The sequence below is a fragment of the Sphingobium wenxiniae genome, assembly GCF_007830065.1.
Classification (GTDB): Bacteria; Pseudomonadota; Alphaproteobacteria; order Sphingomonadales; family Sphingomonadaceae; genus Sphingobium; species Sphingobium wenxiniae.
The window spans coordinates 279,790-304,475 of the sequence record NZ_VLKK01000004.1; the positions used below are offsets into that span (position 1 = coordinate 279,790).

General features: G+C 62.6%; 30 protein-coding genes, 1 tRNA gene and 1 pseudogene. 23 read left to right on the forward strand and 9 right to left on the reverse strand.

The genetic code is table 11. From position 1 onward, the window contains the following. Positions 1 to 289: 289 nt before the first annotated feature. Positions 290 to 360 (reverse strand) — tRNA-Gln (locus IQ35_RS21040). Between the two features lie 116 nt (positions 361 to 476). Between IQ35_RS21040 and IQ35_RS07705 the strand changes: the two genes are divergently transcribed. Both IQ35_RS07705 and IQ35_RS07710 read left to right on the forward strand, forming a co-directional pair. Beyond that, positions 477 to 764, forward strand: coding sequence for a type II toxin-antitoxin system RelE/ParE family toxin (locus tag IQ35_RS07705; protein WP_145072452.1), 288 nt, complete (start codon positions 477 to 479; stop codon positions 762 to 764). Beyond that, on the forward strand, positions 754 to 1,053 hold the full coding sequence (locus IQ35_RS07710; protein WP_184204861.1) for a HigA family addiction module antitoxin: 300 nt from the start codon (positions 754 to 756) through the stop codon (positions 1,051 to 1,053). Before IQ35_RS07705 ends, IQ35_RS07710 begins: the two co-directional genes overlap by 11 nt. Here IQ35_RS07710 and IQ35_RS07715 read toward each other — a convergent pair. Next, positions 1,050 to 2,225, reverse strand: coding sequence for a tyrosine-type recombinase/integrase (locus tag IQ35_RS07715; RefSeq protein ID WP_145072454.1), 1,176 nt, complete (start codon positions 2,223 to 2,225; stop codon positions 1,050 to 1,052). The genes IQ35_RS07710 and IQ35_RS07715 overlap by 4 nt on opposite strands. Then, positions 2,203 to 2,889: a hypothetical protein gene (locus tag IQ35_RS07720; RefSeq protein ID WP_145072456.1), complete on the reverse strand. Its 687-nt coding sequence runs from the start codon at positions 2,887 to 2,889 to the stop codon at positions 2,203 to 2,205. The genes IQ35_RS07715 and IQ35_RS07720 overlap by 23 nt, the downstream gene beginning before the upstream one ends. 101 nt (positions 2,890 to 2,990) lie before the next feature. Here IQ35_RS07720 and IQ35_RS07725 point away from each other — a divergent pair, with 101 nt between their 5' ends. The 8 genes from IQ35_RS07725 (at position 2,991) to IQ35_RS07760 (ending at position 7,035) form a co-directional block, all read left to right on the forward strand. Next, positions 2,991 to 3,173 (forward strand): helix-turn-helix domain-containing protein, encoded by a 183-nt coding sequence (locus tag IQ35_RS07725; RefSeq protein WP_145072458.1) that lies wholly within the window; start codon positions 2,991 to 2,993, stop codon positions 3,171 to 3,173. Continuing rightward, positions 3,166 to 3,393: a hypothetical protein gene (locus tag IQ35_RS07730; RefSeq protein ID WP_242003304.1), complete on the forward strand. Its 228-nt coding sequence runs from the start codon at positions 3,166 to 3,168 to the stop codon at positions 3,391 to 3,393. The genes IQ35_RS07725 and IQ35_RS07730 overlap by 8 nt, the downstream gene beginning before the upstream one ends. Before the next feature lie 65 nt (positions 3,394 to 3,458). Further along, positions 3,459 to 3,707: a hypothetical protein gene (locus IQ35_RS07735; protein ID WP_145072460.1), complete on the forward strand. Its 249-nt coding sequence runs from the start codon at positions 3,459 to 3,461 to the stop codon at positions 3,705 to 3,707. 2 nt (positions 3,708 to 3,709) lie between these two features. Further along, positions 3,710 to 3,919, forward strand: coding sequence for a hypothetical protein (locus tag IQ35_RS07740; protein ID WP_145072462.1), 210 nt, complete (start codon positions 3,710 to 3,712; stop codon positions 3,917 to 3,919). Next, positions 3,919 to 4,812: a hypothetical protein gene (locus IQ35_RS07745; protein ID WP_145072464.1), complete on the forward strand. Its 894-nt coding sequence runs from the start codon at positions 3,919 to 3,921 to the stop codon at positions 4,810 to 4,812. The genes IQ35_RS07740 and IQ35_RS07745 overlap by 1 nt, the downstream gene beginning before the upstream one ends. 12 nt (positions 4,813 to 4,824) lie before the next feature. Further along, entirely contained in the window at positions 4,825 to 5,067 is a 243-nt protein-coding gene (locus IQ35_RS07750; RefSeq protein ID WP_145072466.1) for a hypothetical protein, read from the forward strand. Between the two features lie 61 nt (positions 5,068 to 5,128). Continuing rightward, positions 5,129 to 5,449: an HNH endonuclease gene (locus IQ35_RS21885; RefSeq protein WP_376699475.1), complete on the forward strand. Its 321-nt coding sequence runs from the start codon at positions 5,129 to 5,131 to the stop codon at positions 5,447 to 5,449. Then, positions 5,449 to 7,035, forward strand: coding sequence for a terminase large subunit (locus IQ35_RS07760; protein ID WP_145072470.1), 1,587 nt, complete (start codon positions 5,449 to 5,451; stop codon positions 7,033 to 7,035). Before IQ35_RS21885 ends, IQ35_RS07760 begins: the two co-directional genes overlap by 1 nt. Here IQ35_RS07760 and IQ35_RS07765 read toward each other — a convergent pair. Next, entirely contained in the window at positions 7,032 to 7,274 is a 243-nt protein-coding gene (locus IQ35_RS07765; protein ID WP_145072472.1) for a hypothetical protein, read from the reverse strand. The genes IQ35_RS07760 and IQ35_RS07765 overlap by 4 nt on opposite strands. Before the next feature lie 343 nt (positions 7,275 to 7,617). Between IQ35_RS07765 and IQ35_RS07775 the strand changes: the two genes are divergently transcribed. The 12 genes and pseudogenes from IQ35_RS07775 to IQ35_RS07830 all read left to right on the forward strand — a co-directional run bounded on the left by IQ35_RS07775 (position 7,618) and on the right by IQ35_RS07830 (position 17,938). After that, positions 7,618 to 7,938 (forward strand): hypothetical protein, encoded by a 321-nt coding sequence (locus IQ35_RS07775; protein ID WP_145072474.1) that lies wholly within the window; start codon positions 7,618 to 7,620, stop codon positions 7,936 to 7,938. Between the two features lie 108 nt (positions 7,939 to 8,046). Beyond that, positions 8,047 to 8,718 (forward strand): hypothetical protein, encoded by a 672-nt coding sequence (locus IQ35_RS07780; protein WP_145072476.1) that lies wholly within the window; start codon positions 8,047 to 8,049, stop codon positions 8,716 to 8,718. Between the two features lie 227 nt (positions 8,719 to 8,945). Then, positions 8,946 to 10,187: a phage major capsid protein gene (locus IQ35_RS07785; protein ID WP_145072478.1), complete on the forward strand. Its 1,242-nt coding sequence runs from the start codon at positions 8,946 to 8,948 to the stop codon at positions 10,185 to 10,187. Beyond that, positions 10,187 to 10,732: an HK97 family phage prohead protease gene (locus IQ35_RS07790; RefSeq protein ID WP_145072480.1), complete on the forward strand. Its 546-nt coding sequence runs from the start codon at positions 10,187 to 10,189 to the stop codon at positions 10,730 to 10,732. The genes IQ35_RS07785 and IQ35_RS07790 overlap by 1 nt, the downstream gene beginning before the upstream one ends. Next, positions 10,719 to 11,906, forward strand: coding sequence for a phage portal protein (locus IQ35_RS07795; protein ID WP_145072482.1), 1,188 nt, complete (start codon positions 10,719 to 10,721; stop codon positions 11,904 to 11,906). The genes IQ35_RS07790 and IQ35_RS07795 overlap by 14 nt, the downstream gene beginning before the upstream one ends. After that, complete coding sequence (locus IQ35_RS07800) at positions 11,899 to 12,165, forward strand: head-tail connector protein (RefSeq protein WP_158636615.1); 267 nt, start codon at positions 11,899 to 11,901, stop codon at positions 12,163 to 12,165. The genes IQ35_RS07795 and IQ35_RS07800 overlap by 8 nt, the downstream gene beginning before the upstream one ends. A 373-nt stretch (positions 12,166 to 12,538) precedes the next feature. Continuing rightward, on the forward strand, positions 12,539 to 13,468 hold the full coding sequence (locus IQ35_RS07805; RefSeq protein ID WP_145072486.1) for a tyrosine-type recombinase/integrase: 930 nt from the start codon (positions 12,539 to 12,541) through the stop codon (positions 13,466 to 13,468). Between the two features lie 31 nt (positions 13,469 to 13,499). Further along, positions 13,500 to 14,276: pseudogene (locus IQ35_RS07810) on the forward strand (glycosyltransferase family 2 protein); the annotation flags it as partial. A 608-nt stretch (positions 14,277 to 14,884) separates the two neighbouring features. Then, the gene (locus tag IQ35_RS21445; protein WP_236614837.1) at positions 14,885 to 15,286 is read left to right on the forward strand and encodes a hypothetical protein; all 402 of its coding nucleotides are present in this window, start codon (positions 14,885 to 14,887) and stop codon (positions 15,284 to 15,286) included. A 57-nt stretch (positions 15,287 to 15,343) separates the two neighbouring features. Continuing rightward, on the forward strand, positions 15,344 to 16,258 hold the full coding sequence (locus IQ35_RS07820; RefSeq protein ID WP_021247181.1) for a sulfite exporter TauE/SafE family protein: 915 nt from the start codon (positions 15,344 to 15,346) through the stop codon (positions 16,256 to 16,258). Then, positions 16,255 to 17,022 (forward strand): TIGR02186 family protein, encoded by a 768-nt coding sequence (locus IQ35_RS07825; protein WP_021247182.1) that lies wholly within the window; start codon positions 16,255 to 16,257, stop codon positions 17,020 to 17,022. Before IQ35_RS07820 ends, IQ35_RS07825 begins: the two co-directional genes overlap by 4 nt. 64 nt (positions 17,023 to 17,086) lie before the next feature. Beyond that, positions 17,087 to 17,938 carry a Rossmann-like and DUF2520 domain-containing protein gene (locus tag IQ35_RS07830; protein ID WP_323810565.1) on the forward strand — a complete coding sequence of 284 codons (852 nt, stop codon included), beginning with the start codon at positions 17,087 to 17,089 and terminating at the stop codon, positions 17,936 to 17,938. 3 nt (positions 17,939 to 17,941) lie between these two features. Here IQ35_RS07830 and mmsB read toward each other — a convergent pair whose 3' ends face one another. The 4 genes from mmsB to IQ35_RS07850 form a co-directional block, all read right to left on the reverse strand. Next, positions 17,942 to 18,826 carry a 3-hydroxyisobutyrate dehydrogenase gene (gene mmsB / locus IQ35_RS07835; RefSeq protein WP_021247184.1) on the reverse strand — a complete coding sequence of 295 codons (885 nt, stop codon included), beginning with the start codon at positions 18,824 to 18,826 and terminating at the stop codon, positions 17,942 to 17,944. A 46-nt stretch (positions 18,827 to 18,872) separates the two neighbouring features. Beyond that, on the reverse strand, positions 18,873 to 19,931 hold the full coding sequence (locus IQ35_RS07840) for an enoyl-CoA hydratase/isomerase family protein (RefSeq protein ID WP_145072494.1): 1,059 nt from the start codon (positions 19,929 to 19,931) through the stop codon (positions 18,873 to 18,875). A 160-nt stretch (positions 19,932 to 20,091) separates the two neighbouring features. Continuing rightward, positions 20,092 to 21,234, reverse strand: coding sequence for an acyl-CoA dehydrogenase family protein (locus IQ35_RS07845; protein ID WP_145072496.1), 1,143 nt, complete (start codon positions 21,232 to 21,234; stop codon positions 20,092 to 20,094). A gap of 8 nt (positions 21,235 to 21,242) precedes the next feature. Continuing rightward, positions 21,243 to 22,739: a CoA-acylating methylmalonate-semialdehyde dehydrogenase gene (locus tag IQ35_RS07850; RefSeq protein WP_021247187.1), complete on the reverse strand. Its 1,497-nt coding sequence runs from the start codon at positions 22,737 to 22,739 to the stop codon at positions 21,243 to 21,245. A 109-nt stretch (positions 22,740 to 22,848) separates the two neighbouring features. On the opposite strand from IQ35_RS07850, the gene IQ35_RS07855 reads away from it, so the two are divergent. Further along, positions 22,849 to 23,781: a LysR family transcriptional regulator gene (locus IQ35_RS07855; protein ID WP_145072562.1), complete on the forward strand. Its 933-nt coding sequence runs from the start codon at positions 22,849 to 22,851 to the stop codon at positions 23,779 to 23,781. On the opposite strand, the gene cysQ is transcribed toward IQ35_RS07855, so the two are convergent. Then, entirely contained in the window at positions 23,768 to 24,601 is an 834-nt protein-coding gene (gene cysQ, locus IQ35_RS07860; protein ID WP_021247189.1) for a 3'(2'),5'-bisphosphate nucleotidase CysQ, read from the reverse strand. The two genes, IQ35_RS07855 and cysQ, sit on opposite strands and share 14 nt — an antisense overlap. Positions 24,602 to 24,686: the final 85 nt, after the last annotated feature.

A 24,686-nucleotide genomic window follows, 5' to 3' on the forward strand; every position in this document is an offset into this window, starting at 1 on the left:
GGGAAGCCCGTAAGCAGCCTCGCTCGCATGGGCGGAACCCCTGAAACAGCGGTCCAAAGGCCCTTATGTCAAGGGCCAGGCCCGGCGTGAGGGAGAAGCCGAGTGGAAGGCTTTTCCGTCGCAAGCGGCGTGAAGCTTGGTAATGTCTGCTCCATGTTGCATGGCGCTGCCGGGAATGCGCAGAAATACCTGGACATTGGCGGAAATCCGCAGAAGCCGCATGTCATGCGAGGATGTAGCAAATCCGGCCTTCGAAATTGCCTAAGATAATATTTTATTGAGGAAGTTTTGGATGCCCGACGAGGATTCGAACCTCGATTGACGGAGTCAGAGTCCGCAATAACCCCTAGGTTTTCTGCGGTTTTTGGCTTCCATGTGCCATTCATGTGCCATCGGCTCAGCCGATCCCCCGCATATGACGCGCCATTCCGTCAAGCGATGATTGACACTTGGCTGTCAAGTGATACATTACGTCCATGGAAATCGAGAGTATCAACCACAAGGCGCTGAGGAGCCTTTACCTTGAGGGTAAGGAGAAAGGCTTGATCGAGCCGCTGCGCCTCAAAAAGATGCTTTCGTTCATTACGCTGGCGGCTTCACTGGACGAATTGCAAGTCCCGCCGAACTATAAACTGCACCAGCTAACCGGAGATCGTGCTGGCACATGGTCAATGTGGGTCACGCGCAATTGGCGGATGACGTTTCAGATTAACGATGATGGCGCGATCATTGAGATGGATTTGGAGGACTATCATGGGTCTTAAGATGCACCCCTCGCTATACGTTCACCCCGGCGATTGGCTGAAGACTGAGATCGTTGAGCCTCACGGGGTCACTGTGACGGCTTTGGCCGAGCATTTCGGTGTATCGCGTCAGGCGCTCAGCGCGTTGCTGAACGGCCATGCGGCACTATCCGCCGATATGGCTATCCGCTTTGAAAATGCGTTCGGCGTTAAGGCTGATACGATGTTGCGGATGCAGACCGCCTATGATTTGGCCCGCGCTCGCGAGCATGAGGCTGATCTGGCGGTTTCGAGCCTGATTGCGGCCTAGCCGATTAACTCGCGTTCGATGGCTGCGGCAACGGCGCTGTCTTGGTCGGCCTGATCGAAAAGATGGCCGTATGTGTCGAACGTGACCTGTATCGATCCGTGCCCCATCCACTTCTGGACGCGCTTGGGATTCACCCGCTGTTCGATCCAGAGTGAGGCGGCGGCGTGGCGGAAGTCGTGCAGGGTATAGCGGGGCACCATCACCGGCTGTTCGTGCTTGTCGAGCATTGGCTTGCCGTCGTCGCGTGTCACCATATGGTGACAGTTGGCGGCGATCTGGACGGCGGCCATGACTTTGCCGTTCATGTATTGATGGCTCATGACCTTGTGGGCGATGGAAGGGAACACAAGCCCGTCATCGCTGGCAGGGCAGGCGAGCTTCCACGCCTTTAGCGCGGTGATCGCGGAGTCGGGCAGGGGGATGGTCCTATACCCGGCTTCGGACTTGGGCGGGCCGATGATGTTCTTTAGGTCGGCGCGCTGCTCCACCGTGACCGTTCCCGCTTTGAGATCGATGCACCGCCACGGCAAGCCGCGAAGCTCTGAGGCGCGCAATCCGGCGAAGATGGCGATCAGGGCCAGCGGATGAGCCATCGGCTCTGTGGATGCCTTCGCGGCCTCCAGAATGGCCTTCAATTCGGCTTTGGTCGGAATGATGACCTTGGGCTTCTCGCGCTTCGCACGGCGCACCTTTACCCCGGCGACGACATTCTGTGCGACATAGCCCCGGCCCATCGCTTCATTCACGATGGCGGCGAGGGACCGCAGGACGCGCATGGCCATAGGGCGGGATAGCTTGTCCATAAGCTGATCGCGCCAGCCTTCTGCCATCGGGCGCGTGATCTGCGATAGCTTCCTGTCGCCACACATGGGCACGATATGCAGGCGCACATGCTGGTCATAGGCTGCGAGGGTGGATGCCTCCAGCTTCTCGCGCTGGCCCCGCTTGATCCAGAGATCGGCGGCTTTGGCGATGGTTATTGTCTGCGAATCGGGCGTGTGTGTGCCCTGCGTCACCTGATAGGCCGCTGTCGTTAGCCAGGCATCGGCCTCCTTTTTGCGCGTGAACTGCTTGCGGCGGCGGTTCCCGGCTTGATCCACATAATCGACCTGCCAGCCCGTCTTTTCGCTGCCGTCCGGGGCGACCCAGCTACGTTTGCGGATGCTGGTCATTACGCTTCGCCAGAGTTTCGTTAATTGCTCGTGCCCCTTCCTCAATCAACTTGGCTTGCTTTTCGACATTGCTCTGCAATTCCGAGAATGCTTTTTCTGCATCAATGTTCAAATGTTCCTCCATTCTAAGAAACAGAATGGCGACGAGCGGCCTAAGAAGAATAACAATCCAGCGGTAAAAAACCCCAATAGTAGGATTGATTGCATCTTGCCCGAAAAATGCTGGCAATTTGCTTACCTCTACAAATTCGAATGCCTCGTAATAATCAATTTCACTTTCTCCATCCGTCGAGAGGTCGCGCAGAGATTCCGGGGACACGCAGAGCGCAAGCTCATTGGATAAGACTCTGCCGTCGTCAGACTTAAGCTCCCCCGGAGCCGCCGCAAACAGCATATAAATTCGCGTCTCCAACCAATTTTTTGAAATGAGATCGACTGTCCGCTGAGGCGACACGCCAGCTTGCATGAACTCGATAGCAAGGGCGAGCTGCATAACCATGTCGAGGTCATACTCTGCGCGTCGGCCCTTCCCGGTATTGCTCCCCCGGGGAAAACCGAGACGCTGGAAATGTCGAAGCCTCGCTTTGAACGCGCCCTCCGATTCGTCGGCTATCCCGTTCATCGCTGCCAGCAATTTGATTAATTCGGAATAGGTTAGCGTCACAGCGGCCTCAAAAACAAAATGTGGTTTTTTGGTATTGCACGGAATTCGCGGAAAGCCTAATAACACTAACACTAGTTTTTGTGTAGAACGGAGATTGTGCAATGTTGAGCCAAGACCTCATTGCGGGGGCCACTGCCGCCGCCACCTATGCGGGCCTCACGCCGCGAGCGATTTACCACCTTGTCGAACAGGGCCACCTCCCTGTGATCCGCAAGGGCAAGCGCCTGTATTTCCGTAAGTCGGAACTGGAAGCGGCGTTCCGTTCGGAGGCGGTCAATGGCTGAGCGGCCTAAGCTGTCGCTGCTGCGGACTGATCGCCGCATCCTCATCACGCAGGAGGGCGGGCAATTTCGCGTCTGCGTCGATCCCGCACCCGATGGCCCGGACCTGACGGCCATCTTCCCGACCTATCGCGCGGCGCGTGGCAATGCTGGTGGCCTGCGTCTCGTGCATCGCTGGTCGATCATCGACCAGACATGTCCCGGCGAGGGAATGAGCAAGTGAAGCAAGCGGTCGAGGGAACGGCTGGAACCCGTTCACCCCGACCTGTTCAACTCGGAGCATACCAAATGAACGGAACTGATATAGCAACTAAGGAGGGCGCTGTCGCCCCGACATTCATCCGTCCCGACACAATCGACGCTACGGCGCTGCTTGCGTGCATCGAAAGGCACCTTCATCATACTGGCACCTATGCCACCGTTTTCGGGCAGCGTGCCGTCAATGATCCCAGATTTGTGCATGATCTTCGCAAGGGTCGCCGCGTCACCCGCCGCACCGCTTCGCGTGTCGAATCCTATCTGGCGAAGGGGGCGTGACCATGGAGGCGATAGACCACCCCAGCGCGCAGCCCGTGCCCCCTGCTGCTGTCTCCCGCATCCTGTCGCGCTTTTCGCGGACGGAGCTAGAGGGCTTTGTCGCGGTAGCCATCGATCTGATGGACGTGGCAGACGACGACCCCGATCTTGAGGACGACGACCCCGCTGGCGGCAATGTCGAGGACGAGGGCGAGCGGGAGGAAGGCGACTGATGGCGAAGCGGAAAGCACGCGCTGACTGTCGGGCCGACACGCGGGGAGGGGCATGGGCGGGCATCCCCGTCTGTGTCGTCAACAGCCCTGCCTATCGTGACCTGAGCCTGTGGGCGCGTGCGATCCTTGTCGAGCTGGTCGCGCGCATGAACGGCTATAACAACGGGCACATTGCCCTGAGCGTGGCGGAAATCTGCACGGCGCTGAGCAATAGCAGCCGGAGCCGTGCGGCCAAGGCGATTGCCGAGCTTATGGAGCATGGCTTCATTGACGTGACGCACGAGGCGATGTGGAAGGAGCGGAAGGCGCGTGAGTATCGCCTGACGTTCGTGACGACCGCTTACCCGCCCTTCGGCGCGACCAATGATTATCGGAACTGGGAACCCCGGAAACAAAACAGCGGTAACGGTGTGTTACCAGAAACACCCTCTACTGGTAACGGTGTGTTACCAGACGCCGTTTCCACTGGTAACGGTGCGTTACCAAGGCTTTTGGCGCATCAACGGAAATCCGCCAAAAATGGGAAATCGCCCAATCCTGTTTCTGGTAACACACCGTTCCCCCTTATATATAACCATACCCCTCCCCGAAAAACGGGGGATGGAAACAAGTCTGACAGCACTGGAAACATGGATGGGCCATCGCAGGCCGTGCCCCCCTCAAAAGGGGGCGACGGGCAGAGCGCGGCGGTCATTAGGGAAAAGCTGAAAAGCCTGCTGCGGTCCAGCCCTACGGGAACGCAGACACGGCTTGCCGAGGCTGCACGGATACCGGGCGGCACCCTCTCCAAATTCATCAACGAGGGCAAGGCGCTGTCGGCGGCCCATAGTGTGCGGCTGCAACTCACAATGGCGGAACTGGAAAAATCGGCGGGCGCATCGCGTGCCGCGTGAAGGGAGCGAACAATGAGCATTTCGGATAAACTGATGGGCGCGTCCTATCCTGCTGTGACGATAGAGAAATGGACGGGGCTTGATGGCTGGCCCTACCTGCGCGTGTTCCTCATGACTGGCCCACATGATGAGCCGGTGCCAGAGGGCCGAGAATATCAGACTAGAGCGGAGGCGGTGGCCGCAGCTGAGACATTCGGCGCGGCGCTGCTGCCTGCTGGCTTCCAGATTGTTCATATGACCGATGGCCGTGGCTGACTGGCCCTACAACACCGTGCAGTGGCAGCGCCTGCGTCTGGCTCACCTTGCTATCGAACCGATGTGCAGGGGGTGCAGGGAGCGCGGGCAACTCGCCCCCGCCAACACGGTGGATCATGTCCATCCTATCAGCGAGGGCGGGCCTGCTTTTCCCGGCCATGACGGTCTAGCATCCTACTGCGCCGGTTGCCACAGCGCCAAAACAGCGAGGGGTGCAGAGGCAGGCGCGATCAGGAGCGCGAAGCCGCGACGGGGCTGCGATGTGAACGGCACACCGCTCGACCCGGCGCATCCGTGGAACAGCGAAAAATCGCTCAGGGCTGACGGATCAGGACCGACGCCTGACCTTCACAATCAGTTAGTTTCAAAAGGAAACCTATAATGGGTGCAAGGGGTCCGGGCGCTGGTCGCCTGAAAGCCGTTGCTGCGAGGGCTGTGTCGGCTGCGCTTCCGTGGGAGCAGGAGAACATGCCGCCTGCCGAGAAGGTGTTGGCCTTCCTGCGAACCCTGCCCATCGTGTCGGGCCTCAAGGCTGGCGAGAAGATGGAATTGCTGGCGTTTCAGGAGCAATTCGTGCGCGGGATATATGAACCCTGCGACGATCAGGGCAAGCGTCTGGTGCGTCTTGCTGCGCTGTCTGTGGCGCGTGGCAACGGCAAATCTGGTCTGCTGGCCGGTCTGTCGCTGGCTCACCTCATGGGGCCGATGCTGGAACCCTATGGCGAGTGCTATGCCGCCGCACTCGACCGCGAACAGGCTGCGGTCCTGTATCGCATGGTCTGCGCCTATATTTACGAAACCCCATGGATGGCTGCGCGTGTGAATATCCGCGACCAGTTCAAGGAAATCACCGACCACGAAAGCGGCTCGATCTGGCGGGCGCTGACTTCGGACGCGCGCAAGGCCCACGGCTTGGCCCCGTCCTTCTGGGTGGCGGACGAGGTGGCGCAATGGCGATCCCGTGAACTATGGGATAATCTGCGGACGGGCATGGCGAAGCGCAAACATGCCCTGGGCGTCACGATCAGCACGCAGGCGGCGGACGATCTGCATTTCTGGTCTGAGATGCTGGACGCGGAGCCAGCACCATCGGTCTATGTCCAGCTTCACGCCGCACCTGATGATTGCGCGCTGGATGACCGGGAGGCATGGGCGGCGGCTAATCCTGCGCTGGGCGCGTTCCTCAATGAGGATGAGTTTGCGGACGCTGCGGCTATGGCCATGCGCTCGCCATCCTTTGCACCTGCCTTCCGCCTGCTGAACCTCAACCAGCGGATTGCAGCCGAGGGCCGGTTCATCGAACAGGCGGATTGGGACGCGAACGGCGATCCCTTCGACCTGGCCGAGATGGAGGGCAAGCGATGCTATGGGGGCCTCGACCTGTCCAGCACGCGCGACCTGACCGCGCTGGCACTGTGGTTCCCTGATGAGGGCAAGCTGCTGGTCTGGCATTGGGTGCCTGCCGACACGATAGGCGAGCGCGTCGAGCGCGACCGCGTGCCCTATGATCGCTGGGCGGAGGATGGCTGGATCGAAAAGACCGTGGGCCGCGCAACGGATCGTGTCGCCATTGCGCGCCAGCTTGCCGATATTCGCGGACGCTATGACGTGCAGGGCATCGCCTTCGACCGCTGGCGCTTTGAGGATTTGGGCAAACTGCTGTCGGATGAAGGGATTGACCTGCCCATGATGGAGTTCGTGCCGGGGTTCAAAAGCTATGCCCCTGCTGTGGATGCGTTCGAACGCGCGGTGCTCGACCGCAAGATGCAGCACAACGGCAATCCCCTGCTGCGCTGGCAGGCGGGCAACGTCATGGTCGAGACGGACCCGACCGGCAACCGCAAGCCGACAAAGGCAAAGAGCCTGGACCGCATCGACGGCATCGTGTCAGCCATCATGGCCTGCGGACTCGCGGCCACCGATGAGGGGCCGCAAGTCTACAAGGGCGATGGGCTGATGTGGGTTTAGATGCCGCCCAGCTTTACCATACCGGCGCGCGGGCTGGCGGGGCTTTTCAACCAGACCGATGCAATGAATGCTTCACGATCTTGGATGAAGCCGATTTTATCAATGGGATAATCGCCGGGATTTTCGTCATCGGTGAGCCGCAGGAATTGCCCCGCCTGCGGCATCGTCTCGAAATCGAAGTCATAGCCGAGATAATCACCCCGCGTCGCGGGATCGGGTATGAATACACGAACCTTCATTGACGGATTCCCCCTTTTATGTCCTATTGAGAGCGGACCGAGCCGCTGCGTCAACAGCGGCCCGGCCCTAACCACAGCAACCTGATTACGAGGTTATCATGGCTAAGCACTCCTTACGGGCGGATTCCGTCTCCGTCACTATTGCGAATCGCCGTCCTGACACGATCGACGGCACCCCTCTCCTGAAAAAGATCGAAGCGCACATCGTCGCGTGCGGGACATCGCCAACTGTGTTTGGACGGCGCGCTGTCAATGATCCCTGTCTTGTGTTCGATATGCGGCGCGGGAGGTGGCTGACCCGCCGCACAGCCTCACGCATCGAATCCTATCTGGCGAAGGGGGCATGATGATGGGCGCGATCAATCATCCCTCACGCCAGCCTGTCCCTCCTGCGGCAATCTCCCGCGTCCTGTCGCGCTTTTCCCGTTCCGAGCTGGAGGGCTTTGTCGCGGTCGCCATCGACTTGCTGGACCTGATGGACGGCGATCCCGACCTGGAGGACAATCATGACGGCGACGACCAAGGTGATCAGTCATGGATCGAATGGCACATGGCGCGCGGAAGCCAGAATATCCTTCCCGGTCATGAGGATGACGAGGACGCCGATCCGGCCGAGGACGGCGATAGCGATTGCTGCGCGGCTGGTGATGATCGGTTGCATTGATCCCGGCTCCCGCTTGCGCGGGCGGGGGCTTATTCCGTGCTTTGCACATAATTCTTGCACCACGTTCCGTTCCGTGCAATACACGGAATGAGATTGAAAGGTGCGTATATGGCTACCATGCCGGAATTGATTGGAGTACTGGAACAGCATCGTGTCGATAGTGGCGCGACGTTGGAACTGTTCGGCCGTCGCCTCCGGGAAGCGAACCGGATCACGAAAGGAAAACGCGGGCGCGGCGCTGCCCACATGACCTATTTGGACGCCGCCCGCATGTTGATCGCTTGCGCGGCGACCGACCACCCGGAGCGCGCCGTTGATGCTGAATATGTATTCAGCAACCTTGTTCGACACTCCGACATGGGCACCGACGCCGATTTCCCTATGACTGTGCCCGACGCCCAGACGCTCGACCATGTGCTGGCGATGGCATTGCAGGCCATTGGCGAGGGTAAGGTTGAAGAGGTTGCCACGGCCCGCTGGCGGACGAAGTTCCCCCAGCCCGAGATTCCCGTGTCCATCAACATGTGGCTGATGGTTCATCGCAGCCACGTCAGCGCTGATCTGCGATTGCTAGATGGTCGCTATATCTACCACCATCCCGCGCTCAAAGCCCTCACCGACAGCACGGCCAATGGTACATTATCAGAGGTTTACAAGGTTGCTACCGATGCCTTGAGCCGCGAGACGCATCGCTTCCGCACCGGCAAGAACCTCAGGGCTGAATTCGACGCGCCCCTGTTGCGAACTGTCGCCAACCTAATTGCGGGGGGGCGGCAATGAATAATGCCGTCATCCTACATCAAAGCGATTTGGCTATTTGTTCCCGAATCGTCCCCCATTTCAGATTGGGCCTGTGCTGGCCCAATACCCGCCTCCCGGCCGGGCGCCCCCGCGTCAGGGCACGAAGCATGGGCACACATGCAGGCCGGACCTTTAGCCATCGTCGCGAGACAGACGGCAATCACCGCGCCGGGGGCTTCGGTCCCCGGCCAGATTGAGGAAGTGACATGAAAACGAGTGACTTGATTGAACAGAGCGCGGCGATCGAGTCGCGCATGAAGGCGGCTCACGAAGCCGATGACCAGCCCGCGTTCGAGGCCGCTGAGGCCGAATTCAACGCCATCAAGCCCAAGCTGGAGCGCCAGCGCAAGATTGACGCCATGGAGCGCCGCGAGGCTGGCACACCACTCAATGGCGACAACAAGCTGACCAGCGAAATCCGTTCCCGCTTCAACATCGGGCGCGCCATCGCGGGCGCTGCGGGGCTGGCGGTCGATTGGGGCTTCGAGAGCGAGATGCAAGGCGAACTGGCGAAGCGCGCAGGTCGCAATGCCGAGGGTGTATTCATCCCGACCGAGTGCTTCGAAACCCGCGTTCTGACCACCACGACCGGTGCCGAACTGGTGCCGACCGATCACCGCCCCGACCAGTATGTCAATGCGCTGGTAGCATCGGCCAAGGTGCGCGCGCTGGGTTCAACCATCCTTTCCGGCCTCACCGGCAATCTTTCGATCCCACGCGAAACCGCAAGCCCCGCAATCGGCTGGGTCGCGGAGAACACCGCCTTGACCGCTGGCGATGCCGATTTTGACAGCATCACCCTGTCGCCCAAACATGCGGGCGCGCTGTCGGAATGGTCCCGCAACATGCTCATGCAGGCCAGCCCGGACGTGGAAGCCCTGCTGCGCCAAATGCTGGCCCGCAATCTCGCGCTGGCGATCGACAAGGCGGCTATCCTTGGCGGCGGCGCCAATGAACCCAAGGGCGTTTTGGCCACGACCGGCATTCAGAAGCTCACGGCCCCGGCTTCGCTGTTCGACGCGGTGGCCGATGCCGTGGCGCTGGCCGATGTGGAGAATGTGGGCGCATCGCGCGGCCTGCTGACCACCCCGGAAATCCGCAAGATCGCCGCCAAGGCATTGGACGCCAACGGCCTGCCTATCGGGCTGGACAAGGTTTTCGGCGGCGTTTCCTCCACCTTCTCCAATCAGGTGCCCAAGACGCTGGGCGGAAGCCCCGGAACCGAGCATGGCATGATCTACGGCGACTGGTCGGAACTGCTGATCGGCATCTGGTCGGAAATCGACATTCTCGTAAACCCGTTTGAATCGACGGCCTACAGCAAGGGCAATGTCATGATCCGCGCCATGGCGACGGTCGATTGCGCGGTGCGCCACCCCAAGGCGTTCGTGTCGATCGAGGACGTGACCACGGCGACCCCGGCCATGCCGGAAGTGGTGACGCCCTGATGAGCGCGGCGGCATCCATCGAGCGGCGGGCCTTCACGGAGGTCCGCACCGCTGGGCGGCGTATCGAGGGGTATGCCGCCACGTTCAACGCCGAGGCGAACCTTGGCGCGTTCCGGGAGCGCATTGCCCCCGGCGCGTTCCGTTCGGCACTGTCGGGCGATATCCTGGCACTGCTGGATCATGACCCCGGCAACGTGCTGGGCCGCACCCGTTCGGGCACGCTGCGGCTGTCCGAGGACAGCCGGGGCCTCGCCTTCTCGCTCGACCTTCCCGAGACGCAGGCCGGGCGCGACGTGCTGGCGCTGGCCAAGCGCGGCGACCTGGGCGGCATGTCCTTCGGCTTCACGGTCCCCAAGGGCGGCGAAAGCTGGAGCGGCGAAACCCGGACCTTGCGGACGGTCGATCTGAAAGAGATCAGCATCGTTCAGGCATGGCCCGCCTATCCCGATACCGAGATCGCGTTGCGGAGTCGTTGCCATGATGGCCATGCCCTGCGCCGTCGCCGGTCCCTCATTCTCGCGGAGGTGGCCCGTGCGATTGGCTGATCGTCTCCTTTCCCGGCTGGGCTATGAGCGCCGCGACGCCAGCGATCCGTCATGGGCGGCGCTGGCCCCCGGCATCGGTTACACCGCCAGCCTGTCGGCCCGCGCGGCGGAGAACCTCGCCACGGTGCTGGCCTGCACCAACGCTATCGCCAGTGCGATCGGCAGCATCCCCGCGCTGGTCTACCGGAGAGACGCCGAGGGCAACCGCACGGAGGTTGCATCGCATCCCGTGGCGCGACTGTGCCGGGTCGGCGCGAACCCCGGCATGTCATGGCCCGACACGATCGAACATTGGATCGCATCGGCCCTGCTGACGGGCAACGGCCTGCTGGCGATCGAGCGTTCCGGCAATGGGCAGCTATCGGGCCTGCGCTGGCTCCCGTGGGGCATGGTGACGGTCGCGGAACTGTCGAGCGGACGCCTCGCCTATGACTATGCGGACGGGCGCGGCAATGTGCGTCGCTATCTTGAAAGCGAGGTGCTGCACCTGCGCGACCGGACGGACGATGGCAAGATAGGGCGCAGCAGGCTCTCACGGGCTGCCGAGACGGTGCAGGCCGCCCATGCGGCCAACACGGCGGCGTCGTCCTTCCTGGCCAACGGCGCGCGCCCCAGCGGCCTGATCGAAGTTCCCGGCACCATGAAGCCGGAACAGCGCCAGAGTCTCCGGGAGCAAATCCAGGGCACCCATGAGGGCGCGGCCAATGCCGGGCGGACGATGGTGCTGGACGGCGGCATGACGTGGAAGGCGAACCAGATAAGCCCGGAGGATGCCGAGCTTCTGGAAACGCGGCAATTTGCTGTCGTGGAGTTGTGCCGGCTGTTCCAGGTGCCCCCGCCAATCATTCAGGACTATTCGCACAACACGTTCACCAACAGCGCCCAGGCGGGCTTGTGGTTCGCGACGTTCTGCCTTGCGCCCTGGGCGCGCAAGATCGAGGCGGAGTTTGCGCGGAGCGTCCTGCCGACCGGGTACGAACTGGAGCTGGACCTGTCGGGCTTCCTGCGCGGCGACCCTGAAACCCGGTGGAACGCGCACAAGATCGCGATTGAAACGGGCGTGCTGGACGCGGATGAAGTGCGCCAGATTGAAGGCTGGAATCCCCGCAAGGAGGAACCTGCGGGCGTCCGTAGTCCTGCCCCTGCGAACCAGGGAGAACAGTCCCATGTCTGATCTTGTCACCCTTGCAGAAGCCAAGCTGCATCTTCGCGTCACCCATGACGATGAGGATACGGCCATCGCCATGATGATCGCGGCGGCATCGGAAGCCGTGGCGGATATAGTTGGGGAGATCGACCCCGACGACATTCCAGTGCGCGTCAAGCTGGCCGTCCTGACCCGCGTGGCGGTCATGTTCGACACCCGTGACAGTATCGAGGCGGGCAAGGGCGAACTGCCCATGCTGACGCCGCTGCGGAAGCTGGAGGTGTAGTTCGTGGCGGCACGCGCTCAACCCCGATGGCAGCGAGTTCAACGTGCTCAGGGCGCGGCGGATTATGCTGGCTATCGGAGTGAGCGCGACTTCCTCGCAGCGGTGCAACGGGGGGAAATGCCCCCGCCTTTCGAGCATGTCGGTGCACCCGCTTGGGATATAGTCGATCTGGATGCCTACATAGAGGCGATCAAGGCGGGCGCTCAAAGTAAGCGCAAATGGCAGGAAAGGGCACCGGCTCGTGTCTAAGTCGCTCTGGCCCGGCGTGCGCGTTAAAACCGCCAAAGGGAAAAAATATTGGTATTGGACCCGCGTTGAACCGGGAGCGCCATGGGTTCGCCTCCCCTCCCCCTATGATGATGCGGACGGCTTCATGCGAAAGCTGGCTCACTACCAGCGTGTCACAGCCCGCATAGCCGAACACAAGCGCGAGGGGACGTTCGGCGCATTGGTAACGACCTATCGCGGCTCGCGCGATTATGAACGCCTGTCGGCCAATACCCGCATTTCCTATGATCGCTATCTCGACCGCTTGGTAGTCGCCTATGCTGATGCGCCGCTGGTCGAAATGACGCCAGAGGACATTCAGGTTCGTGTCATGGACGCTAACAGCGACACGCCAGCGGCGGCGGACATGATGCTGACCATCCTGCGCGTGCTCTACAAGTTCGCCCTGAAGCGACGGCGCGGGCTGGAGGACTGGACGGCAGGCATTGAGCCATACGGGAACAAGACGGAGCGGGAGCCATGGCCGCTGCATATGCTCGACGCGGCTAAGGCGAGCGATGATCCGCTATTCCGCCTTGCGGTAAAGCTGGCACTCTACACTGGGCAACGCCCTGGCGACGTTTGCAACATGACCTGGAACGCCGTTCAGGGCGGCTATATCCGCGTTCGGCAGCAAAAGACCGGCACGCCTGTCGAGATCGCCATGCACACCGAATTGGCGGCTGAACTGGCGACGGCCAAGCGATCGGATCGGCACCTGTTTATCCTGTCGAATCGGCAGGGCGGGCCGCTCACGTCCAAGGTATTACTGAAATGGTGCCAAGCCTTCACGCGCAAGCTCGGCCGCAACTACTCGCCCCATGGCCTACGCAAAAACGCCACTAATGAATTGTTCGAGGCGGGATGCACTGCGGCGGAAGTCGCGGCCATCACCGGACACAAATCCCTGTCGATGCTGGAGCATTACGGCAAGGCGCGGAGCCAGCCGAAACTAGCGGCTCGCGCCATCGGCAAGTGGACAGAAACAGAACAAGAACGGGAAAACCACAAGGCAAATGGAAAACCACGTCAATAAGGGTCGGAAAACAAAGGCGAAATTCGGATGAGCAATAACCAATCATTATTGCGACGAATTTGCCGAAAGCCACGCCAAATTCCTGACCATGCGGGAAGCCCTGGGCGCATCCATTCCTTCCGCAGGCGTCGCCTGCGCCTTCGAAAGGCAGATGCTGGGTCGCCTGACCGAGGACAGGGCGGAAGGCCCGTTCGATCCCGACTCCCTGACCGAAGATTATGAAGCCGGCCTCCGCGTCGGCGAAATGGGCGGCCGGGGCATATTCGTTCGGATGCGCGACGAAAAAGGCGCGTTGGTCGCGACTCGGGAATATTTCCCGGACACTCTGGACGCGGCCATCAGGCAGAAGGCCCGCTGGATCATCGGCATATCGCTTGCAGGATGGGACCGGCTGGGGTGGCATGGCGGCGCGTCGGAATGGTGGATGCGCATCCGCGACCGTCGCGCCGCGCTGGCAGCGCTCGTGCTGTTCGCGGCCTATCTATCCCTCTTGCTGTGGGCCGCGCTGCTGGTCATCGGGTTTTTCTTTGCCTACACGCCGCCGCCTTATCCCCGAATAATCCACGCATTGTTGCTTCTGAATGGGGGATTGATGATCTGGCGCGCAATCCTGCGCGCGATATTTGCAGCGCATAGCTATGGCTGGCGTCATGGGATCGCCTCGATCCCGCGGATATGCATCGCCAATCTGATTGCGATCATGGCGGCACGCCGCGCTATCTTCCTCTATGTCCGGTCGCTGCTGGGCAGGCCGTTGACGTGGGACAAGACTGAACATCGCTTTCCCGAATTGCGGTCGCAGGAATGACGCCCACAGCCAGCGGGCGTCCGCTTCGCTTTTTCGGGTTGCTGATTTTGGGATGGATCGCCTTGCGCATCGTCGCCGTGCAGATGGACGGGCCGATGCATCCGCCGCCGTCGCCGCGCAGTGCGCCGTCGTCCCCTCCATCCTTCGCGATGCGGCCCAACCCGTCTGCTCGACCGTCGGCGCGGACGCGAGCCAGGGCGAAGACCCATGTCTTTCGCCATCGCCCGCTTCGAGCCGAAAGCAACATCCCGACCGTTCCTGCTGAATTGACGTCCTTTCCCTATGGCATCGCTCAATCGGAATATCGGCCCGAAGACCACTATGCCTCCGATCCGACGTCCCGGGCGGGACTTGTTCCTCTCCATCCGTCGCCAAGCCGCTGGCGCGCAAGCGCCTGGCTGTTCTGGAGAAATGGCAGCGCTGTTCCAAATGCCCTTTCACCCGGTCGGCTAGGCGCTTCTCAAGCGGGAATGCGGGTCGACTTCCTTCCTGCGCCATCCATTCAACCGCGAGTCACGGCATATGGACGGATAACCGGTGCGCTCGATCACCCGATTGCTCCGGAGGCGGCGCTAGGGTTTTCCGCCCAACCCATGCCGCACATTCCCGTGAGCATCGGACTGGAACGCCGCATGGCGTTGGGCAAAGGAGGAAGGAACGCGAATGCGGTCCTGATCGTGGGAGGATTTGGCCCGACTGCCCTCACCAGCGATATCGAAACGGAAGGCTATACCCAGATGGGGGTTGTCGGGCTGCATAGCCGCGACATGTTCATCGACGGCAAACTGTCGGTCCTTTCGCCTGTCGGCAAAACCCCAATCCATATCGGAGGCAGTCTGTCGGGCGGGGCGCAGCCCGATCTGAACCGCCTGGACATCGGCCCCGAATTGCAGTGGCGTTTCCCTCTTCCCAATGCGAATGCCCGCCTTGCGGTGGAATGGCGTGAACGCATCGCCGGTGGGACGTTCCCTCCCTCCGGGCTGGCGGTGACGCTGGCCGCGGATTTTTAGCCGGTTCAGCATCGCGCGCCTTTATATGTGGACGCTTTGGCACTAACCCGTGGAGACATGGATCTTTACCTGCCCATCGCCAATCTGTCGGTGAACGCCCTCGTCATTATCGGGCTGGGCGGCGTCGTCGGCCTGTTGTCCGGCATGTTCGGCGTGGGAGGCGGTTTCCTGACGACGCCTCTGCTCATCTTCTACGGCATCCCGCCTACCGTGGCGGCTGCGTCGGCGGCATCCCAGGTGACGGGCGCCAGCGTTTCGGGCGTTGTCACGCATATGGAGCGCGGCACGGTCGATTTCCGCATGGGCGGCGTCCTGATCGCGGGCGGCGTACTGGGCGCGGGCATCGGCGTCCTGCTGTTCAGGCTGCTCCAGGCGCTGGGTCAGATCGATACGGTGATCGGCATCCTTTACGTGCTGATGCTGGGCGGCATCGGAACATTGATGGCCAAGGAATCGATCCAGGCGTTGATCGCTCTGAAGAGCGGCAAACGAATCCAGGCGCGCAAGCGCCGCCACCATCCGCTCGTCGCGGCATTGCCGATGCGCTGGCGCTTCTACCGCTCGGGACTGTACATTTCCCCGCTCGCGCCTCTGCTTCTGGGCATGGCGACCGGCATCCTCACCATGCTGCTTGGCGTGGGGGGCGGCTTCATCCTCGTGCCCGCGATGCTGTACCTGCTGGGCATGACGACTCAATCGGTGGTCGGCACCTCCCTTTTCCAGATCCTGTTCGTCACCATGGCGACCACGATGATGCACGCCATGACGACGAAGGCAGTGGATCTGGTCCTTGCCATACTGCTCCTCATCGGCAGCGTGACCGGCGCGCAGGTCGGGACACGCATATCGATGACGCTCCGCCCCGAATATCTGCGCATCCTGCTGGCCGCGATCGTCCTGCTTGTCGCGGCCCGGATGGCGCTCGGCCTGGGATGGCGGCCGGACGAAATCTATACGATAGAAGTCCAGTGAGGCGCGCCTTCATCCCTTGCCTGTTGGCGCCCGCGCTCATCCTGTTCCTGGGCGCCGCCGACGAACCCCAACTGGTGCCCGACGTGTCGCAACGCACCGTCGAAATCCAGTACAGCTTCACGGGCGCGGACCTGCTGCTGTTCGGCGCGATCGTCTATCCCGATGGCCGACGCCCCACGAAACCGGCGGATATCGTCGTGATCCTCAAAGGCCCCGACCAATCCATCCTGATGCGCGAGAAGGAGAAGGTGGCGGGCATCTGGGTGAATGCCGACCGCGCGCGTTTCCGCTCCGCGCCCAGTTTCTACGCCATGGCGTCGTCCCGGCCGATCGAGAAGATCGTCGATGACAAGACTGCCGCCATTTACGAACTGGGCGTGGACAAGCTGCAATTGTCGCCATCCTCGCTCAATGACAGCGCGGAGCTTGAGCGGTTTCAGGCTGGTCTGGTGGATTTGCGCAGGCGGGCTGGTCTCTATGTCGAAAAGCCGGGCACGGTGGAGATCACCGACGGCGTGCTGTATCGCGCGCGGTTGCCGCTGTCGGCCCGGGTCACGATAGGCGACTATACGGCAGAGACTTTCCTGGTTCAGGACGGGCGCGTGGTGGCGGCGGCGATCCGTGACATCACCGTCCGCAAATCGGGCCTTGAGCAGTTCATGGCCATGGCGGCGGAGCATTGGTCTTTCCCTTACGGCCTGACGGCCATTGTCATTGCCGTCGGCATGGGGTGGGCGGCCGGAGCGATAGCGCGGCGGATCTGATCCGCGCCGGCGAAGAAAGGACAGGACGCTGCAACCGTCATTCCCCTACAAGCGGCTGGGCATCATCGGCGCGGGCCGGGCCGGCCAGGCTTTCGCGAAGGCCCTCGCCCCATTTTCGCGGGCCGCTCCGCTGCTTTACAACCGTTCGCCCGCACGGCTCGCCGAAGCGCTGGCCAAATTGCCGAACGTCCGGCCTGCCGAGCGGGCGGAGGACATATGGCAAGCCTGCGATCTCATCGTCATGGCGGTTTCGGACGACGCCGTGGCGGACATGGCGGAGCGGCTGTCGCAACAAGCATCAGGCGATCCCCGCCCCTTCCTGTTCCACCTTAGCGGACGATGCGGCGCTACCCTGCTGGAACCGTTGCGGGAGCAAGGGGCTGTGACGGCGGCTGTCCATCCGGTGATGACCTTTACCGGCGATCCCGAAAGCGAAGTCCGGCGCATGGCGCGCATTCCCTTTGGCGTGACGGGCAGTTCAGCCGAAGCCATCGTCCGGGCAATGGCGGTCGTGCAGTTGCTGGGCGGCCGGGCGTTCGTCATCGCGGAGGAGAAGCGTTCGCTCTATCACGCCGCGCTCAGCCATGCGGCGAACCACCTGGTGACGCTGATGGCTGGAGCGGCGCGGACGCTGGAAGCGGCGGATGTGGGCGATCCCGCCGCCGTGCTGGGACCGCTGGTGCGGGCGGCCATGGAGAACAGCCTGGCGAGCGGGTTCGCAGCCTTGTCCGGCCCCTTGCTGCGGGGAGACCGGGGCACCATCGGGGACCATCTGGACGCTTTTGATCGATATTGCCCCGATGTGCTGCCGGATTATCGGGCCATGGCACTGGCGACGCTGCGGGACATGGAGCGGCATGGCATGGGACAGGCCGACGCCATGCCCGATCTGCGGCGAATGCTGGAGGATGGCTAGCCCCTAACTACCCTCCAGCATCTCGATCATGATGGAGAAGTCGCGGGTCGCCTTCCCCTGATTGGCGAGAAGCTGGTAGAGCGCTTCGGCGGCGTTGCCCATGGGGACGCTGGCGTTGACGGAGGCGGCGGCTTCCGTCGCGAGCTTCAGGTCCTTGAGCATCAGGCCGACCGCGAAGCCGCCCTGATAGTCATTGTCCGAAGGGCTTTGCGGGCCGACGCTAGGGACGGGGCAATAGCTGGTCATCGACCAGCTCTGGCCGGACGAGACGCTGGAGATATCATAGAAGGTCTGCGGGTCCAGGCCCAGCTTTCGCGCCATGGCGAAGCTTTCGCAAGTCGCGATCATCGTTGCGCCCAGCAGCATGTTATTACAAATTTTCGCCGCCTGACCATTGCCCGCGCCGCCCGCGTGGATGACGGCCTTGCCCATGGCGGAGAGGATCGGCTTCGCCTTGGCGAAAGCCGCGTCCGTGCCGCCGACCATAAAGGTGAGCGTGCCGCCATTGGCCGCCGCGATGCCGCCGGAGACGGGCGCGTCGACCATGTCGAAACCCTTCGCCGCCGCGGCTTCGATGACCCGGCGGGCAGTCGTCACATCGATGGTCGAGCAGTCGAGGAACAGGGCGCCCGCCTTTGCCGCGCCGAAGACTTCGCCGGTATAGACGCCTTCGACATGCTTGCCGGTGGGAAGCATGGTGACGACGGCATCCGCGCCGGTGACGGCTTCGGCGGCGCTGGTGGCGCGCACGGCCCCTGCTGTCTCGGCACGGGCAAGCGCATCTTCGGACAGGTCGAAAGCGCGCACGGCATAGCCGTTCTTCAACAGGTTCGCGGCCATGCCGCCGCCCATATTTCCCAGGCCTATGAAGGCGATGGTGAGACTCATGTCAGGCTCCTTTCAACTCTTGACGTCGCATGGGAAAGCCCTTCCTTCACCCCTGAAGGTCCGGCAGCGGGGTCCATTGCCTGTCAGGCTGCAAGGGCGCGAAGATCGCGTCGATCATCGCATCCGTCACGCCTTCGGGCGTCGCCGGGTTCCACTTTGGCGCATTGTCCTTGTCGAAGATTACCGCGCGCACCCCTTCGACAAGATCGGGGCGGCGGATCACATGACAGGCAAGGCCATATTCCATCCGCATATTGTCGGCGAAGTCGGTCATGGCCGCGCCCTCGGCAAGCTGGCGGAGAGCGACCTTGATCGTCTGGGGAGATTTGCCGTTCAGCACGGCGCGCTGCTTCGCCGCCCATTCGCCGCCGTCCGCATCGAGCGCGGCGAGGATATCCTCCAGCCGGCCGGAGGCGAAGAGACGGTCGATATCGGGGCGCATCGCTTCCAGATTCGAGGGCGGCGGCGTTTCGGCATTGTCGTTGAGGATGGCGAACAGGTTTTGCGGATGGGCGAGGATAGCGTCCTTGACCGCTTCCAGCCTGTCCGAGGACATATAATGCGTGGCAATCCCGATGACGCGGCAGTCAGCCCCGTCAATCCGCGCACCTGTGGCCGCGAGCCATGCGCCGATCCGTCCCGGCAGGCGCGGCAGGAACCAGCCGCCGCCCACATCGGGGAACAGACCGATGCCGGTTTCGGGCATGGCGAAAACGGTGCGCTCCGTCGCGACACGGTAGCGCGCGGGGAGCGAGATGCCGACGCCACCGCCCATGACGATGCCGTCCATGAAGGCGACGATCGGCTTTTCATAGACGAACAGCAGATGGTTCATCCGATATTCGACGAAGAAGAAGTGCTCCGCCTCGACGCAATCGGCCTTCGCGCTGTTGGCGATGAGCGCAATGTCGCCGCCCGCGCAGAAGCCGCGTCCTTCGGCATGGTCGATCATGATCGCGGCCACGGCATCATCCTTGCGCCATGCAAGCAGCGCTTCATTGATCGCCTCGCACATTTCCGGCGTCAGGGCATGAAGCGCCTTGGGCCGGTTGAGGCGGATGCGGCCGATGCCGTTTTCGATGAGGGTCAGGACTTGGTCGGTCATTCATCTCTCCTTCCTCGCCCCTTCGGGGAGAGAATATACAGCTTCGGCGCGGACGTGCCCAAGCGGAGTTGGAGAGGAGGATCGCGACGGGATCGCCCCCTCACCCCGCTTCGATCAGGCACCGAGTCTTAAACCCTCCCCCAAAAGGACAAGAGATTATTTACTGCCGCAGCATGTCGCGGGCGACGATCATCCGCATGACCTGATTGGTGCCTTCCAGAATCGAATGGACGCGCAGGTCGCGCCAGAAGCGTTCGACCGGATAGTCCATCAGATAGCCATAACCGCCATGCAATTGCAGCGCCCGGTCGACCACGGAAGAGCCGGTGTCCGTCGCGAAGCGCTTGGCCATGGCGGCGAAGCGGGTCTTGTCGGGCGCGTTCTCCGTCACCTTGACAGCGGCGGCGTAGAGCAGCGTGCGGGCGGCCTGAAGCTCTGTCTCCATGTCGGCCAGCATGAACTGGGTATTCTGGAAATCGGCGATGGCCTGACCGAACTGCTTGCGGTCCCTGGTATAGGCGACCGCTTCGTCGATGCAGCGCTGCGCGCCGCCCAGCGAGCAGGCCCCGATATTGAGCCGTCCCCCGTCCAGCCCCATCATAGCGATGCGGAAGCCTTCCCCTTCCCCGCCGACCAGATTTTCGGCCGGCACGCGCACCCCGTCGAAATTGACCTGCGCAGTAGGCTGCGAGTGCCAGCCGAGCTTGCGTTCCCGCGCGCCGAAGCTGACGCCCTCCATATCCTTTTCGATGACGAGGCAGCTTATGCCCTTGGGACCATCCCCGCCGGTTCGGACCATGGTGACATAAATGTCGTTCTCGCCGCCGCCGGAGATGAACTGCTTGGAGCCGGTGACGACATAATGGTCGCCGTCCCGCACGGCACGGGTCTTGAGCGCGGCGGCGTCGGAGCCGGAGCCGGCTTCGGTCAGGCAATAGCTGCCCATGCGCTCCATCGGCACCATGGAGGGCAGATATTTGTCCCTGAGCGCCTGACTGCCGAAGCGGTCGATCATCCACGACGCCATGTTGTGGATCGACAGGAAGGCGCTGGTGGAAGGACAACCATAGGCCATCGCCTCCATGATGAGCGCGGCTTCCAGACGGCCAAGCCCGATGCCGCCGGACGCTTCGGACACATAGATGCCGCCGAAGCCCAGCGCCGCCGCCGCGCGGATCGTGTCGCGGGGGAAGATGTGCTTTTCATCCCACTCCGCCGCGTGAGGCGTGATCGCGTCGGCGGTGAAGCGGCGCGCAAGATCCTGAATCTCGCGCTGCTCATCGGTAAGGTCGAACTGGCTCACGACATGTCTCAGCCCATGGTGGGAATGACGAAGGCGCTGTCGCCGCTCCCCCCGCCATCGGGCCATCGCTGGGTGACGGTCTTCACCTTGGTCCAGAATTTGACCCCTTCCATGCCGTGCTGGTTGGTGTCGCCGAAGGCCGAGCGCTTCCAGCCGCCGAAGCTGTGATAGGCGACCGGCACCGGGATCGGCACGTTGATGCCGACCATGCCGACATCGACCCGCGCGGCGAATTCACGCGCGGCGTGGCCGTTGCGGGTGAAGATGGCGACGCCATTGCCATATTGGTGCTTGCTGGGGAGCGCCAGCGCCTCCTCGAAGGTTTCCGCGCGGACCATCTGGAGGACGGGGCCGAAAATCTCCTCCTTGTAGGCGGACATATCGGGCGTCACATGGTCGAACAGCGTCGGGCCGACGAAGAAGCCCTCCTCATATCCCTGCAATGTAAAGCCGCGACCGTCCACCACCAGTTCGGCGCCTTCATCCACTCCGGTCTGAATCCACTGTTCGATCTTCGCCTTGTGCTGGGCGTTGATGACGGGGCCGTAATGCGCCTCCGCATCGGTGGAGATGCCGACGCGCAGGGCTTCGATGGCGGGGATCAGCTTCTGGCGGAGGGCAACGGCGGTTTTCTCGCCTACCGGTACGACGACGGGAAGCGCCATGCACCGCTCGCCCGCCGAACCGAAGGCCGCGCCGGTGAGGTCATTGACCACCTGATCGAGATCGGCATCCGGCATGACGATGCCGTGATTCTTCGCGCCGCCCATGGCCTGCACACGCTTGCCCGCCGCGACGCCGCGATTGTAGACATAATGGGCGATGTCCGACGATCCGACGAAGCTGACCGCGCCGATGCCGGGATGGTCGAGGATCGCGTCCACCATTTCCTTGTCGCCATGGACGACCTGAAAAATGCCCTCGGGCAGACCCGCTTCAAGGAAGAGTTCGCCCAGGCGCACGGGCACGGACGGATCGCGTTCCGAAGGCTTGAGGATGAAGGCATTGCCGGTCGCGATGGCGACGGCGGACATCCAGAGCGGGATCATCGCCGGGAAGTTGAAGGGGGTGATGCCCGCGCCGATGCCGACAGGCTGACGCATGGAAAAGACGTCGATCCCCGGCCCCGCGCCCTGCGTGAACTCGCCCTTCAGCACATGGGGGATGCCACAGGCAAATTCGACGACTTCAAGCCCGCGCTGGATGTCGCCCTTCGCATCGGCGATCACCTTGCCATGTTCGGAACTGAGCAGATGGGCGAGCTCGTCCATGTTCCGCTCCACCAGTTCCTTGAAGCGGAACATGATGCGGGCGCGGCGCTGCGGGTTGACGGCGGCCCATGCGGGCTGCGCCTTGCGCGCGGCTTCGACCACGCGGTCGAGCAAGGCGGCGTCGCCCAGCGCGACACGGGCCTGCACGCCGCCATTATTGGGATCGAAAATTTCGCCATAGCGCGCAGGTGCCGCGTCGTGGGCGAAGGCGAGTTTGTGGGAAATCTCACGCATGGCGGCATCCTTTTCCTTCGGGTTGACGCGGCTCTAGCAATAGCGTGTAATTGCAAGCAACGACGAAATTTCGCATGTCTATACTGCAAGAATGCAGCCGAGGGAAATGATGTTCGACTGGGACGACCTGCGCGTGTTTCTGGCCGTGGCCCGGGCGCGGAAGGTCGCTCCGGCGGCGCGGACGCTGGGAATCGACGGGACCACGATCATGCGGCGGCTTACACGTCTGGAAAAGTCGCTGGGCGCGGAACTGTTCGAGATGGCCTCAGGCGAGCGGGCGCTGACCGTCAGGGGGCAAGCTTTGCTGCGCCATGCCGAAACGGTCGAAAGCGCGGCCATGTCGGCAATCGAGGATGTGGCGGGGCAAGAACAACAGCTTGCGGGACAGGTGCGGCTGTCGGTGGCGGAGGGCTTCGGGACATGGGTGCTGGCGCCCGGCCTTGCCGAGTTCAGCCAGCGGCATCCGGGCATCAGGCTGGACCTCATCACCGCTTCGGGCTTCCTCAATCCTTCGAAACGCGAGGCGGACATGGCGCTGATGCTGGCGCGGCCGCAGCGCGGGCGGCTATCGGTCAAGCGGCTGGGGGAATATCGGCTGCATCTTTACGCGTCCGCCGATTATCTGAAGCGGGCGGAAAGGCCGGAGCACCCCTCCCGACTGCGCGATCATGTGCTGGTCGGCTATGTTCCGGAGTTCATCTTTTCCCCGGAGCTCGATTATCTCGACGAGGTGGAGACGGGGCTGGAGGCGCATCTGCGCGCGACCAGCATCAACATGCAATATCGCATGATCCGCGACGGCAGCGGCATCGGCGTGCTGCCCGATTTCATCGCGCGGAGCGATCCGAATCTGATCGAACTGATGGCGGACAGGGTGGAGATCGTGCGCCATTTCTGGCTGGTGACGCATGAGGACTTACGCAAGGTCGCCCGCATCGCGGCGGTCGGCGCATGGTTGCAGGAACGCGTCGCCGCGGCGTCGGCTCGACGGGACAGAGCTGCCCACATCCCGTTGAAGGGCGTTTCCCTTACTCCGTCATGAAAGGCGCGATGGGCGGCGGGTCGATATCTCCCGCCGCGACGAAACCGGGGTTGAAGAAGCGCGCCTTGCCATAGGCCATGGGCGCGCCATCGGGCGCGAGCAGCTTGCCCCCGGCGGCACGCAGCACGGCGTCCCCCGCGCCGATGTCCCATTCGCAGGTCGGGGCAAGGCGGGGATAGAGGTCCGCCTCCCCCGCCGCGACCATGCAGATCTTGAGCGAGGAGCCGAAGGACACCCGTTCCGCCACGTCGAACTGGCCAAGATAGGCATCGGTTTCGGGCGTATTGTGCGATTTCGAGGCGACCACCGACAGGCCCCCGCCGGGTAGGTCGCGCACATGGATCGGCGCCCGATCACCAATTTCGCCTTCGCGCGATACAGGGGCGCTCCACGCCGCCCCGCTTTGCACGTCGCCCACGAAGAGGCGGCCCTTGGCCGGCGCGTAGACAATGCCGAAGACGGGCTGGCGCGCTTCGATCAGCGCGATGTTGACGGTGAAGTCACCGCGCCGCTCGATAAACTCCTTGGTCCCGTCAAGCGGATCGACGAGAAAGAAGGTGCCCTCTGTCCGGGGCACGCGGCCTGCGGCCACCTCCTCTTCCGCGATCACGGGGATATCGCCCGCGACCCGCGCCAGCGCTTCGAGGATGATCTTCTCCCCGGCGGCGTCCGCCTGCGTCACGGGACTGTTGTCCGACTTGGTTTCCACCGAGAAGCCGGCGTCATAGATGGCCATGATCGCCTGTCCCGCATCGATGGCCGCGGCAACGAGGGCATCGGCGATCCGCGTAATGTTCACCGGCTGGTTGGATGGCTGCATTCTGGATGACTCTTTCTTCTGAAAGCGCGATGCGCGCCCAACGCTTATAGCGCTGTCGCCGCCAAGACCAATCAGCGATTGTCTG